This window comes from Pelomonas margarita (assembly GCF_043555875.1).
Classification (GTDB): domain Bacteria; phylum Pseudomonadota; class Gammaproteobacteria; order Burkholderiales; family Burkholderiaceae_C; genus Pelomonas; species Pelomonas margarita.
The window spans coordinates 25,972-40,722 of sequence record NZ_JBIGHW010000010.1 but is presented as its reverse complement, the minus strand read 5'-3'; the positions used below and the strand labels follow the sequence as shown (position 1 = coordinate 40,722).

Here is a 14,751-nt window from a genome sequence, read left to right as displayed (position 1 = left end):
GCGTTCCTAAAGAAAAAGGCCTGCTGGGGGATCAGCAGGCCTCTTTTGCGTCGCCCTCAGGCTCAGCTGGCGTCGCCCATCTGCGACTGCAGGTAGTTCTGCGCGCCCACCGTCTGCACCAGCGCGAGCTGGGTTTCCAGGTAGTCGATGTGCTCCTCGGTGTCGTCCAGGATCTGCACGAACAGCTCGCGAGACACATAGTCGCGCACGCTCTCGCAGTAGGCGACCGCCTCCTTCAGGTGGGCGTGGCCGGTCTTCTCGATCTTCAGGTCGCACGCCATCGTCTCGACGGCGTTCTCGCCGATGTAGAGCTTGCCCAGGTCCTGCAGGTTGGGCAGGCCTTCCAGCGTCAGCACGCGCTCGATGAGCTTGTCGGCGTGCTTCATCTCCTCGATGGACTCCTCGTACTCGTGCTTGGCCATCTTCATCAGGCCCCAGTTCTTCAGCATGCGGGCGTGCAGGAAGTACTGATTGATGGCGGTCAGCTCCAGCTTGAGCTGGGCGTTCAGGTGAGCGATGACTTGCGGGTCGCCTTGCATGGTGGGGCTCCAGGTTCGTGAATTCGGGGCGCAGTATCGCGAGCCAAAGCCCCACAGCAAAACCGCTCTTTGTGCAAATAGGATCGATTCGCATTAAAATGCGCAACATGATTGTCTGTGTCTGCCATCGCGTCTCCGACCGCGACATCGCCATTGCGGCCTCGTCGGGCTGCCCGAGCTTCGAGGCCCTGCAAGACGACCTGCGCGTGGCCACGGCCTGCGGCGCCTGCCGTGATTGCGCCTGTGAAGTCTTCGAGGAAAGCCGCATCAAGGGCGGCGCCCGCGCGCACGGCGGGCCGGTGCCCGTGGCGATGCTGATGCCCGCCTGAGCGCACAAGATAGAATCCCGTTCCCGGCGCCTGTCAATGGCGCCGTTTTTTGTTGGTCCTTGCCCGAAAGTCGTTGTGTTGTCGCAGCCGCTCAAGGTGGGCCACGCAGCACGACAACCGCAAGGAAATTTCATGAGCACCCAGCAGACCGGCATCGTCAAGTGGTTTGACGACGGCAAGGGCTTCGGCTTCATCACCCCCGCCGACGGCGGCAAGGACCTCTTCGCTCACCACAGCGAAATCAAGAACAACGGCGGCTTCCGCACGCTGGCCGAAGGCGCCCAGGTCGAGTTCGAAGTGAAGCAGGGCCCCAAGGGCCTGCAAGCCGCGAACATCCGCGCGCTGTAATTCACATCGGCCCCGCGCCCAAGCCCGCTCGCTGAGCGGGCTTTGTGCTTTTCAGGGCCTGTCCAACGACAATTGATGGCTATGTCCGCCCTGCCTGTCACTGCTCCGAAGGCCCTGACCGCCTATCGCCCGTTCTGGGCCAAGCGCTTCGGCCCCGCCCCCTTCCTGCCCATGAGCCGGCAGGAGATGGAGCAGCTCGGCTGGGACAGCTGCGACATCATCATCGTTACCGGCGACGCCTACGTCGACCATCCCAGCTTCGGCATGGCCGTCATTGGCCGCACGCTGGAGGCCCAGGGCTTTCGCGTCGGCATCATTGCGCAGCCGGACTGGAACAGCGCCGACGCCTTCAAGGCGCTGGGCAGGCCCAACCTGTTCTTCGGCGTGGCCGCCGGCAACATGGATTCGATGATCAACCGTTACACGGCTGATCGAAAAATCCGCAGCGACGACGTCTACACGCCCGGCGGCCAGGGCGGCAAGCGGCCGGACCGCGCCACGCTGGTCTACACGCAGCGCTGCCAGGAGGCGTTCAAGGACGTTCCCATCGTCATCGGCGGCATCGAGGCCTCGCTGCGCCGCATCGCGCACTACGACTACTGGCAGGACAAGGTGCGCCGCTCCATCCTCGTGGACAGCAAGGCCGACCTGCTGTGCTACGGCAACGCTGAGCGCGCCATCATCGAGATCGCCCACCGCCTGGCGCGGCGCGAGCCTGTCGAGCAGCTGACCGATGTGCGCGGCACGGCCTTCATGCGCCGCGACGCCGACCCGTCGGCCGATGGCTGGTTCGAGCTGGACTCCACCGAGGTGGACCGCCCCGGCCGCATCGACGAGCTCATCAGCCCCTACCAGGAGATCAAGCAGGAGACCACCTGCTCGACGGCTGAGCCTGATGCGCCCAAGCCCATCACGATCCACAAGACCGGCCGCATCAGCATGCCGCCGCGCGAGCGCACCGTCGTTCGCCTGCCGGCCTACGAGGTGGTGAAGAGCGACCCGGTGCTCTACGCCCACGCCAACCGCGTGCTGCACCTGGAGACCAACCCCGGCAACGCCCGCGCGCTGGTGCAGCGCCACGGCGAGCGGGACCTGTGGATCAACCCGCCGCCCCTCCCGCTCTCGACGCCGGAGATGGACCATGTCTTCGACCTGCCGTATGCGAGGAGCCCGCATCCTGCCTATGCGGACGAGCAGGGCGGTCATGACGGCGCGACCAAGATCCCGGCCTGGGAAATGATCCGCTTCAGCGTGAACATCATGCGCGGCTGTTTCGGCGGCTGCACCTTCTGCTCCATCACCGAGCACGAGGGCCGCATCATCCAGAGCCGCTCGGAGGACTCCGTCATCCGCGAGATCGAGGAGATGCGCGACAAGGTGAAGGGCTTCACCGGCATCGTGTCCGACCTCGGCGGCCCCACCGCCAACATGTACCGCATCGGCTGCAAGAGCCCCGAGATCGAGGCTGCCTGCCGCAAGCCAAGCTGCGTCTATCCCGGCATCTGCCCGAACCTGAACACGAGCCACGACCCGCTGATCAAGATGTACCGGCGCGCCCGTGCGCTGCCGGGCGTCAAGAAGATCCTCATCGGCTCGGGCCTGCGCTACGACCTTGCCGTGCAGTCGCCGGAGTACGTGAAGGAGCTGGTGACGCATCACGTCGGCGGGTATCTCAAGATCGCGCCCGAGCACACCGAGGGCGGCCCGCTGTCCAAGATGATGAAGCCGGGCATCGGCACCTACGACCGCTTCAAGCAGATGTTCGAGGCCGCCAGCGCCGCGGCCGGCAAGAAGCAGTACCTGATCCCGTACTTCATCGCGGCCCACCCCGGCACCAGCGACGAGGACATGATGAACCTCGCCATCTGGCTCAAGCGCAACGGCTTCCGCGCCGACCAGGTGCAGACCTTCTACCCCAGCCCCATGGCCACGGCCACGGCGATGTACCACTCGGGGCTGAACCCGCTCAAGGGCATCAGTCGCGACGAGACGCGCGGCGAGAAGGTCGACATCGTGCGCGGCGAGCGCCGTCGCCGTCTGCACAAGGCCTTCCTGCGCTACCACGACGCCAACAACTGGCCGCTGCTGCGCGAGGCGCTCAAGAGTATGGGCCGCGCCGACCTGATCGGCAACGGCAAGCACCACCTGATCCCGAGCTACCAGCCTGTCACCGATGGCAGCTACGACAGCGCGCGGCGCAAGAACTCCACGCCGACCAAGGCCGCTGCCCAGCCGGCCACGCCGCGCAAGGGTCAGCTGTTGACGCAGCACACCGGCCTGCCGCCGCGCGCCACCGGCGCCCGGCCTGGCCCGCGTGTGGCGCCTGGGCGTCCGGGCAAACCCGGTAAGCGCTGACCCCGACACGCGGGCTTTTGTCCGCAGTTCTCGTGGCGACGGCCCTGTGGATGCACTACGCTTGCGTGTCCTGACCGACGAGGCCGTTGCGGCCCGTGCCCGGAGCCTTCGCCCCCATGCAAGAAACAGCGCCTGACGACGACCTGCTCGAACTGCTTGATGAACCCGAGCACGCCGATTCGGAGCATCGGCAGCATGACCGTCCCTGGCGCATCCTCATCGTCGATGACGATGGCGACGTCCACAAGGCCACCGAGCTGGCCATGCAGGGCCTGACCGTCGAAGGCCAGCCCCTCGTATTTCTGCATGCCTCCTCGGCTGCCCAGGCCCGTCAGCTGCTGGCCAGCGAGGACGATCTGGCCGTCGTGCTGCTGGACGTCGTCATGGAGAGCGAGGACGCCGGTCTGCAACTGGTGCGCCACATCCGCGACGAGCTGCGCCTGAACGCCGTGCGCATCGTGCTGCGCACCGGCCAGCCCGGCTACGCGCCCGAGATCGAGACGGTGCAGGCCTATGACATCAACGACTACAAGACCAAATCCGAGCTGACCCGCACGCGGCTCTACACGGTACTGACCGCCGCCGTGCGCTCCTACCGCCAGATCTGCGCGCTGGAGGCCAACCGCCGCGGGCTGGAGATGATCGTCGAGAGCAGCACCTCGCTGTCGCGCATGCGCGGGCTCTCCCGTTTTGCCGAAGGTGTCGTCACGCAGCTGTGCGCGCTGCTGGGCATCCTGCCCGAGGGGCTGGTGTGCGCGCAGTTCAATGGCGACACGGGCGACGAGGTGCGCATCGTGGCCGCCGCCGGCCAGTACAGCGGCCTCATCGACCGGCCGCTGGCGCTGGTCAAGATCCCGGCCGTGCGAGACCGCCTGGAGCGCTGCCTGCGCGAGCAGCAGAGCTTCTACGACGACGGCACGGTGCTGTATTTCGGCCTGGGCCAGGGGCGCGCGATGGCCGCGCTGGTGGACGTGGGCCGCCAGCTCGACGAGCTGGAGCAGCAACTGCTGCGTGCCTTCTGCTCCAACATCGCCGTCGGCTTCGAGAACGTACTGCTGTACAGCCAGCTGCTGGATCAGGCCTACAACGACCCGCTGCTGCGCCTGCCCAACCGCAACCGCTTCGTCGAGCTGCTGGATCAGAACCTCAAGGACCCCACCGGCGTCACGTTGGCGCTGATCGACATCGACGACTTCTCCGACATCAACGACGCCTTCGGCCAGCACTTCGGTGACCAGGTGCTGCAGGCCGTCGTGCAGCGCATGAGCGAGATGCTGGGCCTGAGCACGGCCATGGCCCGTGTCGGCGCCGACACCTTCGGCGTGCTGGGCGAGCATGCCAAGGTTTGCCCGGAGACGGTCTCCGCCGTGTTTGCCGAGCCTTTCGTCGTGTCCGGGGAGCGCTTGCAGCTGTCGGCCACGACGGGCCTGGTGCGGTTGGGCGAGTCCACGGCCGTGGGCTCGGAGCTGCTGCTGGACGCCCAGATCGCGCTCAAGCGTGCCAAGCAGCACCAGCGCGGCTCGTCGCAGTACTTCTCCGCCGCCATGGGCAGCGATGCGCGCGAGCGCTTCAAGCTGCTCAAGGGGCTGCGCACCGGCTTCGAGGAAAGCCAGCTCTTCGTCGTCTACCAGCCGCAGGTGGACCTCGGCACGGGCCACGCCATTGGTGCCGAGGCGCTGCTGCGCTGGCGCACGGTCGACGGCCGCTTCATCCCGCCCGACCAGTTCATCCCGCTGGCCGAGCAGAGTGGCCTCATCATCCCCATCGGCGAGTTCGTCATGCGCACGGCCTGCGCCCAGCTCCGGCGCATGCAGGGGCTGGGCCATGCCGACTTCCGCATGGCTGTGAACGTGTCCATGGCGCAGTTCCGGCACCCCGGTTTCATCGACATGCTGGCCCGTTCGCTGCGCGACGGTGGCGTGGCGGGGCAAAGCATCGAGCTAGAGATCACCGAGTCCATGGCCATGGAGGACGCCGAGTTGGTGCGCCGCGTGCTGGCCGAGATCAAGCAGCTGGGCTTCAGCGTCGCCATCGACGACTTCGGCACCGGTTTCTCATCCCTGAGCCAGCTGCGCCAGTTGCAGGTGGACCGGCTCAAGATCGACCGCGCCTTCGTGCAGGAGGCGCAGACATCCACGGCCGGCTCCACCATCGCGCAGATGGTGGTCAACCTGGGCCGCGGCCTGGGCCTGACCGTCATCGCCGAGGGCATCGAGACCGAGGCGCAGCGGGACTACCTCGTCGGCCTGGGCTGCCACGAGGGCCAGGGCTGGCTGTTCGCCAGACCCATGCCGGCGGCGGACTTGGAAGGCTGGATGAAGCGTTGACCCCTCGTTAGGTCGCGCCGCGCTGAACGCGGGCGCGCCCAGCCGGCCGGACGCCCGGCCCAAAACGCCCGATGAATTGCGATTGCGTCGAGGCGTGCGGCTCCTAAACTCCGCCGTCCGTTGACGACACCAGGAGCGTTCATGCCTCTCGCGAAGATCCTCGTCGCCCAGGGCGGCGGCCCCACCGCCGTCATCAACCAGAGCCTCGTCGGCGTCGTGCTCGAGGCCCGCCGGCAGGCCGGCGTGGGCAAGGTCTACGGCGCGCGCCACGGCGTGCGCGGCATCGTCAACGAGGACTTCGTCGACCTCACGCAGGAGACCAGCCACAACCTGGAGCTGGTGGCGGGCACGCCCGCATCCGCGCTGGGCTCCACGCGCGACAAGCCCGACGCAGCCTACTGCCACGAGATCTTCACGGTGCTCAAGGCGCACGAGATCACGCACTTCTTCTACATCGGCGGCAACGACTCGTCCGACACCGTGCGCATCGTGTCCGAGGAGGCGCAGGCGGCGGGCTACCCGCTGCGCTGCATCCACATCCCCAAGACCATCGACAACGACCTGGTCGGTAACGACCATACGCCCGGCTACGCGTCCGCTGCGCGCTTCGTCGCGCAGGCCTTTGCCGGCGCCAACCTCGACAACGCGGCGCTGCCGGGCGTCTACGTGGGCGTCGTCATGGGCCGCCACGCCGGCTTCCTGACCGCCGCCGCGGCCCTGGGCAAGAAGTTCGACGATGACGGCCCGCACCTCATCTACCTGCCCGAGCGCGCCTTCGACACCGAGCAGTTCCTGCGCGACGTGAAGGCCACGCATGAGCGCTACGGCCGCTGCGTCATCGCGGTCAGCGAGGGCATCCATGACGCGTCGGGCACGCCCATGCTGTCCAAACTGGCTGGCGAACTGGAGCGCGACGCGCATGGCAACGTGCAGCTCAGCGGTACCGGCGCGCTGGCCGACCTGTTGTGCGAGGAGATCAAGGGCCGCCTGGGCATCAAGCGCGTGCGCGGCGACACCTTCGGCTACCTGCAGCGCAGCTTCCTGGGTTGCGTGTCCGACGTCGATGCCCGCGAGGCCCGCGAGGTGGGCGAGAAGGCCGTGCAGTACGGCTTCCACGGCGACCGCGACGGGTCGGTGGCCATCCAGCGCGTGGGCTACTACTCGGTGGACTACGCGCTGCTGCCGCTGGCCGCCGTGGCCGGCAAGACGCGCACGATGGAAGACCACTTCATCAACGCCGCCGGTACCGACGTGACCGATGCCTTCCGCCTTTACCTGCGCCCGCTGCTGGGCTCGGGCATGCCGGACGCCTTCCGGCTGCGGCCCAACCCGGTGCCCAAGGTGCTCAAGCGCTGAGCGGCACGGCGGGCAGCTGCCTCAGCGCCCAGTCGTCGGCCTTGCCCTGCAGCCAGGCCGTGCCCAAGATAGCGAACACCCAGGTCAGGAACAGCGTGCCCGGGCGCACCGGGGCGTCGGCCAGCGCCACGTAGGCGCTGCAGACGGCCAGCGGCGTCAGCGCCACCATGAACGTCCAACGCTGCGACAGCGCCAGGCTGTTGAGTATGGGTCGCAGCGGCCATTGCGCCAGGCCGGTTGCGCGCACGCGCTCCTCGTGTACCGCGGCGCCCAGCAGCATCCACGCCAGTGCCAGCGGCACGGCCGTGCCCGGCGCCACCCAAGGCGCCAGTGCCAGCGTGAACAGCGCGCCCACCAGGGGCGCCAGCCCCACCACCACCCAGCCATGCAGCGGCGCCAGCGGCCAGGCCATCGCCATGCCGGCGATGCCGAAGCCCCAGGCCGCCGGCTCGTACAGCCAGTCCGGCAGCTGCGACAGCGTTGGCGTCAACGTCGACGGCTGAGTGGCGGGCGCATCTGCCATCCACGCCAGCCAGGCCGCGAACAGCAGCCACGCCAAGCCCAGCACGGGCTGCATGGGATGCTGGCGCCAGCGTTCCAGCGGCATGGCCAGCCGGCGCTGGCCATGGGTCAGCGCCGGGCCCGCGCTGACCAGCATCGCGACGAACAGCGCTGCAAGCACGACGCCGCCGGTGCCCAGCAGCCAGCCCAGCAGGTGGGCGGTGGCGATGATGGGGTCGCGGTGCAGCGCCAGCGCCGCCGCCAGGCACAGCGTGCTGGCGGCGCTCACGCGCAGCCAGTGGCCGCGCTTGACCAGCCGGGTCAGGCCTTGCTGGGCATGCAGGTCCAGACCCAGCCGGCGCAGCCAGTCCGCGCCCAGCAGGTGCTGGGCGCGCGCCAGCGTGGGCTGCAGCAACAGCAGCAGCAGGTGCAGCCGCCACCAGCCGCCGGCCTGCTGCAACGCATGGAAACGCTGCAGCGGCGCACCCAGTTCGCGCACGGCCTCGGGCACCGGGGCCGGGTAGAGGCGCTCGCCGAAGTGCGCCTGCAGCGCCTGCGTCAGGGCGCTGCCCAACTGGCGCTCGGTGCGGAAGTCGTTCAGCCAGCCGAAGTGCGCGTCCAGCGTCTTCAGGAACTCGTCGGGAAGCGTGGGCAGCTGCAACGCCCAGTGCGCGAACGCGGCCGAGAACTCGGCCTGGCGGTTCAGCGGCTGCAGATCCAGCTCGCAGCGCACGGCCGGCCAGGCCTGGAGTAGCGCAGCCGCGCCCTCGCGGCGCCAGCGCAGTTCCAGCGTGTCGATGAGCTGGCGCGGCTGCACGGGCGCAGGCTCGCCTCGCGCAACCTCATCCGCCATGACGTTCGCGGCCTGCGTGGCGGCCGGCCGCGCCTCGGCAGGCGGTGTCTGCGGCTCGGCGGGTGTGGGGGCAGGTGCCGGCTCAAGTGCGGGTGCAGGCACGGGCCCGGCGGTGAGCGCCTCAGCGGGTGGTGCCTGATCGCGCTGCCACTTCGCCCATTGCTGCGCGCGCTCGTAGGCGCCGCGCAAGGCCTGGTAGGCCTCGGCGTCGTCATCGGGGCGGGTGGTCTTGAGGCGTGCGGCGTAGGCCTTCTTGATCGCGCCCAGGTCCGTCGTTGGTTCGAGGCCCAGCCGGGCCCAGTCGTCATCCCACATGTCGTGCCTCAGAACCTGAACGAGGTGTCGATGCTGTCCAGCGCGTCCTTGAACTGCTGGCGGGCCTGGCGGATGGCGCGGGCGTCCTGCGTTTGCAGCACGGCCTCGAACTGCGCCAGCCAGTCCTGCAGCATGACGCGGTCGTTGCCCAGGCGGTCCTCGAAGAGGCGCTTGGCGCGCTCGATGAGGTAGCGGTTGTCCTGCTCGTCGCGCGGGTGGCGCTTGAGCGCCTGCAGCCGATCGCGCGTGGCGGCGATCTCGGCGGCACTCAGCCGCGCGCCTTGGCTCTCGATGACCAGCTCATGCCGCTGGCCGCCGGGGAAGTCGATGGCCTCCACCTCCAACAGCCCGTTGGCGTCGTAGGTGAAGCGCACGTCCACGCCGGCTTCGCCGGCTGGCGCCGGCGCGATGGGAATCTCCAGCCGGCCCAGCGACAGGTTCTCCGAGCCTACCGGCGACTCGCCCTGGCGCACGTCCACGAGGATGACCTTCTGCTGGTCACCCAGCGTGCGGTACTGCTCCACGCGCGACACCGGCACGGGCGTGTTGCGCTCGATGATGGGCGAGAAGCGGTCGTTGACCATGCGGTCGCCGATGGAGGTGGCCGCGATGATGCCCAGCGAGTAGGGCATGACGTCGGTCAGCACCACGTCGTCCAGCGCCGCGTCGCGCGCCTTCAGGCCAGCCTGAACGCCGGCGCCCATCGCGATGGCGAGGTCGGGGTCCAGCGTGCGCAGCGGCAGGCGCTGGAACAACCGCGTGACGAGCTGGCGCACCATGGGCATGCGCGTGGCGCCGCCGACGAGCACCACCTCGGCCAGGCCGCCGGTGTCCAACTGCGCATCGGCCAGTGCGCGCTCGATGGGGCGGCGCAGGCGCTGCAGCAGCTCAGCCGATGCGGCCTCGAAGTCGGCGCGGGTCAGGAAGGCGCTCAGCGCACGGTCGCGCCAGGTGGTGCGCAGCTCGGTGCCGTCGCGCTCGCCGAGGTCGCGCTTGGCCTGCTCGGCCAGGCGCCACCAGGTCTCGCTGGACAGCCAGGCCTCGCGCTCCTGGGCGCTCAGGCCCTCGGCGGTCTTTGCGAACAGCTGCGCGATGGCACGGCTGAAGTCCTCGCCACCCAGGCGCGTGTCGCCGGCGCTGGCGCGCACCTCGACGACACCGTCAAAGTACTCCAGCACCGACACGTCGAAGGTGCCGCCGCCGAGGTCGAAGATCAGGAAGCTGCTGTGCTCGGGCCGCTGCTGCAGGCCGTAGGCCAGGCCGGCGGCGGTGGGCTCGTTGAGCAGGCGCTCCACCTTCAGGCCGGCGATCTCGCCGGCTGTTCGCGTGGCGCGGCGTTGGGCCTCGTTGAAATAGGCCGGCACGGTGATGACGGCCTCGGTGACGGGCTCACCCAGGAAGGCCTCAGCATCACTTTTGAGCGTCTGCAGCACCAGCGCCGACAGTTCCTCGGCGCGCAGCTCCTTCACGTGCGGGCCGGTGCGCAGCGTGATGCGCTTGTCGCTGCCCATCCAGCGCTTGAAGGCCAGCGCGGTGGACTCGGCGTGCAGGCCGGCGCGCTCGCGTGCGGCCAAGCCCACCAGCGTGTGGCCCTGGTCGTCCAGCGCCACGGCCGAGGGCGTCAGGAAGTCGCCGTGCGCATTGGGAATGAGGACGGGCGCGCCGTCGCGAAACACCGCCGCCGCGCTGTGCGTGGTGCCCAGGTCGATGCCCAGGATCATGGTTCAAAGCCTCCCGTTGGAACGGGGCGAAGCGTAGCCGCAGTTGCGCTGCGCTCGCCGGCTCAGGGCTTGGGCTTGATCAGCCTTGGATGCCATTCATTGACGGCAAGCAGCGCCGCCGAGCCGAAGTGGCGGTGCAGCTCCGCCACCATCTCGCCGGTGACGATGACGGGGTCGCTGTCCACCGCTTTGCGCGCCACCTCCTGGTCGGCCGTGGCGAGGATGAACAGCCCGCGCAGTCCGTTGACGCCGTCCAGCGGCCCGGCATAGACCAGCAGGCCTGCCTTGGCCAGGCGCTCCATGTTGGCGAAGTGGCCCTTGAACATCGCGTCCCGCTCAGGGCCGGCAGGCATGCGCTGCGGGCCGGTCTTCAGCAGCACGAAGGTGTAGGCGCGCAGGCCCTGTTCGTTGGCACCCCAGGCCTGGGCCTTGGCGGCGTCGTGGGCCGTCGGGGCGTCCTGGGCTTGGGCGCCGACGCTGGCAAGCAGGACGATGGCGCAGGCGGCGAGGTGGCGTGGCATGGCAAGTCTCCCGGTGGATGCGCGATTGAACCGCAGTGCCACACCGGGCGGCCTGGGATGTACCCGTCCCTGCGCTTCGTGCTGCCCGGCCTACGCGGCGCCGAGTTCAGCAGCGGGCACTTGCAGCGTCAGGCCGTAGTGGGTGAGCAAACCCACCACATGCCCCACCGCCACGCCGGGTTCGCCCGACTCGATGCGCGCGATGGTCTGCACGTGCACGCCCAAGCGGGCCGCTGCGGCCGCCTGCCCCTCGCCTGCAGCCAGGCGTGCCCGCTTGACCGCCGCTCCCAGCGCCTGAATGGTGGCCAGTGCGTCCTCGCCGATGTCATTGGAGATTCGTTTGCCTTGAGCCATGCGCTGATTGTGGCGGCGTGGACGGCCCTTGAAAGTGCAGGTCAGCCGGTGCGCTTGGCCAGCACCGCCCGCGCCACGCGCGACACCGGCGGCCGGCCCAGCACGCCGGAGATGAAGGCGCCGGCGTCGACGAGTTGGTCCAGGGCTATGCCCGTCGCTATGCCGAGGCCGTCGAGCATGAAGACGACGTCCTCGGTCGCCACGTTGCCCGTCGCGCCCTTGGCGTAGGGGCAGCCGCCCAGGCCGGCCACGCTGGCGTGGAAGCTGTGCACACCGAGCTCCAGGCTGGCGTAGATGTTGGTCAGCGCCTGGCCGTAGGTGTCGTGGAAGTGGCCCGACACCTCGGCGATGGGGAAGTGCTTCAGCGCACGCTCCATCGCGAGCTGCACCTTGCGCGGCGTGCCCACGCCGATGGTGTCGGCGATGTCGATGGCGTCCACGCCCAGCGCGCGCAGCGGCTGCACGACGGCCTCGACCTGGTCCGCGCTGATGTCGCCCTCGTACGGGCAGCCTAAAGCGCACGACAGCGCCGCGCGCACCTTCACACCCGCCGCATGCGCGCCTTCGATGACGGGCGCGAAGCGCGCCAGGCTCTCGGCGATGGAGCAGTTGATGTTCTTCTGCGTGAACGCCTCACTGGCCGCGGTGAAGACGAGGATCTCGTCGGGCCTGGACGCCAGCGCCGGCTCCAGCCCCTTGAGGTTGGGTACCAGCACCGAGTAGCGCACACCCGGCTTGCGCGTGATGGCCGCCATAACGGCCGTGTTGTCGGCCATCTGCGGCACCCACTTCGGGCTGACGAAGCTGGTGACCTCGATCTCCTTGAGCCCGGCGTCCTGCAGCATCGCGACGAGCCGAGCCTTGTGCTCGGTGGCGACGTTCTCCTTCTCGTTCTGCAGGCCGTCGCGCGGGCCGACGTCGAGGATCTGGACTTGCGAGGGCAGGGCCATGGTCATGCTTCCAGCTTCAGCAGTTCCGCGCCGTCGCTCACCTGGTCGCCCACGGCGAACAGCAGCTCAGCCACGGTGCCGTCGCGTGGCGACGAGATGGTGTGCTCCATTTTCATCGCTTCCATGACGGCCAGCTGCTGACCTTTGGTGACGGTGTCGCCGGCTTTCGCGAGGAAGGCGATGAGCTTGCCGGGCATCGGTGCCGTCAGGCGGCCGCCCTCGGCGGGGCCGTCACCGGCGTGGGCGATGAGGTCCACCTCGGTCAGCACGGCCGAGCCGGTCGCGGCGAACACGGCGATGCGCTCACCCTGGGCGTAGGTCTTTACGCGCACGCGGTCAGTGCCGAGAAACAGCTCGTGCGTCTCGGCGTTGCTCGACTGCACGGCGAAGGCTATGGCCTCGCCGGCCACGGTCAGCGTCATGCCGCCGCGGTGCTGGCGGGCCAGCAGCACCTCGTGGTGCGCGTCGCCGGCAGCCAGGTCGAAGCGGCGCGTGGCCGCGCCGAACAGGCGGAAGCCGTCGCGCGCGCTCCACGGGTCGGCGCCCTGCGTGGCAGCCTCGACGGCCAGCGTGTGCGCGACGACGGCGGCGGCCGACACGCGCAGTGGCAGGCCGGGCTGGTCGAACAGCACCGCGCGCTCGCGTTCGATGAGGCCGGTGTCGAGGTCGGCATTGGCGAACGACGCCGTGGCCGCGCAGCGGCGCAGGAAGGCGACGTTGGTGTGCAGGCCGACGATGTGCGTGTCGCGCAGCGCGGCGTCCAGCCTCGCCAGCGCCTGCGCGCGGTCCTCGCCCCAGACGATGAGCTTGGCGATCATCGAGTCGTAGTAGGGGCTGATCGCGTCGCCCTCGCGCACGCCGGCGTCGATGCGGGTGTTGCCTCGTTCAAAGGCGACGTGAGCCGGCCAGCGGGCCACGTCCAGCGCACCGGTGGCGGGCAGGAAGCCGCCATCCGGGTTCTCGGCGCAGATGCGGGCCTCGATGGCGTGGCCGTGCATGCGAAGTTCCGATTGCTTAAGCGGCAGCGGCTGGCCCGCGGCGACGCGCAGTTGCCACTCCACCAGGTCTTGCCCGGTGATGGCTTCCGTCACCGGATGCTCCACCTGCAGCCGCGTGTTCATCTCCATGAAGTAGAAGCGGCCGTCTTGTTCAGCAATGAACTCGACGGTGCCGGCGCCCACGTAGCCCACGGCCTTGGCGGCGGCCACGGCGGCCTCGCCCATCTGCGCGCGGCGCTCCGGTGTCATGCCCGGCGCGGGCGCTTCTTCGAGCACCTTCTGGTGGCGGCGCTGCACGGAGCAGTCGCGCTCGAACAGGTAGACGCAGTCGCCCAGCGTGTCGCCGAACACCTGGATCTCGATGTGGCGCGGGCGTTGCACGTAGCGCTCGATCAGCACCGCGTCGTCGCCGAAGCTGTTGATGGCCTCGCGCTTGCACGAGGCGAGGGCCGCGTCGAATTCGTCGGCGCCGTAGACCGCGCGCATGCCCTTGCCACCGCCGCCGGCGCTGGCCTTGATCAGCACCGGGAAGCCGATGCGGTCCGCTTCGCGCTTGAGCAGCGCGGGGTCCTGGTCGGCGCCGTGGTAGCCCGGCACCAGCGGCACACCGGCGCTTTCCATCAGCCGCTTGGACTCGGCCTTCAGCCCCATCGCCTGGATGGCGCTGGGCGGCGGGCCGATGAAGACGACGCCGGCGTCAGCGCAGGCCTGTGCGAAGGCCTCGTTCTCGCTGAGGAAGCCATAGCCGGGGTGCACGGCCTGCGCGCCGGTCGCCTTGGCGGCGGCCAGGATGCGCTCCCATTGCAGGTAGGAGTCGCGAGGTGCCGGGCCGCCGATCAGCACGGCCTCGTCGCAGGCCTTCACGTGCTGGGCGTTGTCATCCGCCTCGGAGTAGACGGCTACCGTCTGAATACCGAGTCGCTTCGCGGTAGCCGCGACTCGGCAGGCAATCTCGCCACGGTTGGCGATCAGGATCTTCTTGAACATCTCTCTTGTCTCCGGTCTTGTGAACCTTCTACAGGCTTGTTCTTCTGGGGCCGGGGTCACCGGCGGGTGAGGCAGGCAGGCGGCGGGCGGTCAGCCCGGTTGGCCTTCCTTCAGGCGCTTGCGGCGCGCCTCGTAGTCGTCGTAGGCCGGCGCGTTGCGCTTCTCGCAGGCGCGTCGGTCCTGCGGGTTGCTGTTGCTGCTGGCGCATTGGGCTTGCGCCACTTCCTGCGCGTAGTCGTAGACGATGGCGCAGCCGGACAGGGACAGGGCCGCGAGCAGGGCAAGTGCGAGCTTCAT

General features: G+C 69.1%; 13 protein-coding genes. 5 read left to right on the top strand and 8 right to left on the bottom strand.

All coding sequences use genetic code 11. The features are described from left to right. Window positions 1-62: 62 nt before the first annotated feature. Entirely contained in the window at window positions 63-539 is a 477-nt protein-coding gene (gene bfr / locus ACG0Z3_RS17105; protein ID WP_394399624.1) for a bacterioferritin, read from the bottom strand. Between the two features lie 107 nt (window positions 540-646). Between bfr and ACG0Z3_RS17100 the strand changes: the two genes are divergently transcribed. From ACG0Z3_RS17100 to ACG0Z3_RS17080, 5 genes are all read left to right on the top strand, one after another. Continuing rightward, complete coding sequence (locus ACG0Z3_RS17100) at window positions 647-868, top strand: (2Fe-2S)-binding protein (RefSeq protein WP_394399622.1); 222 nt, start codon at window positions 647-649, stop codon at window positions 866-868. Between the two features lie 132 nt (window positions 869-1,000). Next, complete coding sequence (locus ACG0Z3_RS17095; protein WP_233374702.1) at window positions 1,001-1,216, top strand: cold-shock protein; 216 nt, start codon at window positions 1,001-1,003, stop codon at window positions 1,214-1,216. Window positions 1,217-1,297: 81 nt separating this feature from the next. Further along, window positions 1,298-3,571, top strand: a complete 2,274-nt coding sequence (locus tag ACG0Z3_RS17090; RefSeq protein ID WP_394399619.1) for a YgiQ family radical SAM protein — start codon at window positions 1,298-1,300, stop codon at window positions 3,569-3,571. Window positions 3,572-3,687: 116 nt separating this feature from the next. Further along, entirely contained in the window at window positions 3,688-5,898 is a 2,211-nt protein-coding gene (locus tag ACG0Z3_RS17085; RefSeq protein ID WP_394399617.1) for a putative bifunctional diguanylate cyclase/phosphodiesterase, read from the top strand. 141 nt (window positions 5,899-6,039) lie between these two features. Continuing rightward, complete coding sequence (locus ACG0Z3_RS17080; RefSeq protein ID WP_394399615.1) at window positions 6,040-7,254, top strand: 6-phosphofructokinase; 1,215 nt, start codon at window positions 6,040-6,042, stop codon at window positions 7,252-7,254. Here the strand turns inward: ACG0Z3_RS17080 and ACG0Z3_RS17075 are convergent. From ACG0Z3_RS17075 to ACG0Z3_RS17045, 7 genes are all read right to left on the bottom strand, one after another. Next, window positions 7,244-8,923, bottom strand: a complete 1,680-nt coding sequence (locus ACG0Z3_RS17075) for a hypothetical protein (RefSeq protein ID WP_394399612.1) — start codon at window positions 8,921-8,923, stop codon at window positions 7,244-7,246. The genes ACG0Z3_RS17080 and ACG0Z3_RS17075 overlap by 11 nt on opposite strands. 8 nt (window positions 8,924-8,931) lie before the next feature. Further along, on the bottom strand, window positions 8,932-10,644 hold the full coding sequence (locus ACG0Z3_RS17070; RefSeq protein WP_394399610.1) for an Hsp70 family protein: 1,713 nt from the start codon (window positions 10,642-10,644) through the stop codon (window positions 8,932-8,934). A gap of 62 nt (window positions 10,645-10,706) precedes the next feature. Beyond that, window positions 10,707-11,165: a YciI family protein gene (locus ACG0Z3_RS17065; protein ID WP_394399608.1), complete on the bottom strand. Its 459-nt coding sequence runs from the start codon at window positions 11,163-11,165 to the stop codon at window positions 10,707-10,709. A 90-nt stretch (window positions 11,166-11,255) separates the two neighbouring features. Then, window positions 11,256-11,519, bottom strand: coding sequence for a helix-turn-helix domain-containing protein (locus ACG0Z3_RS17060; protein ID WP_394399606.1), 264 nt, complete (start codon window positions 11,517-11,519; stop codon window positions 11,256-11,258). Window positions 11,520-11,560: 41 nt separating this feature from the next. Further along, the gene (locus ACG0Z3_RS17055; protein WP_394399884.1) at window positions 11,561-12,469 is read right to left on the bottom strand and encodes a hydroxymethylglutaryl-CoA lyase; all 909 of its coding nucleotides are present in this window, start codon (window positions 12,467-12,469) and stop codon (window positions 11,561-11,563) included. A gap of 2 nt (window positions 12,470-12,471) precedes the next feature. After that, a complete protein-coding gene (locus ACG0Z3_RS17050) occupies window positions 12,472-14,454 on the bottom strand; it encodes an ATP-binding protein (protein ID WP_394399604.1) in 1,983 nt (660 codons plus the stop codon). 90 nt (window positions 14,455-14,544) lie between these two features. Then, complete coding sequence (locus ACG0Z3_RS17045) at window positions 14,545-14,751, bottom strand: hypothetical protein (protein ID WP_394399602.1); 207 nt, start codon at window positions 14,749-14,751, stop codon at window positions 14,545-14,547.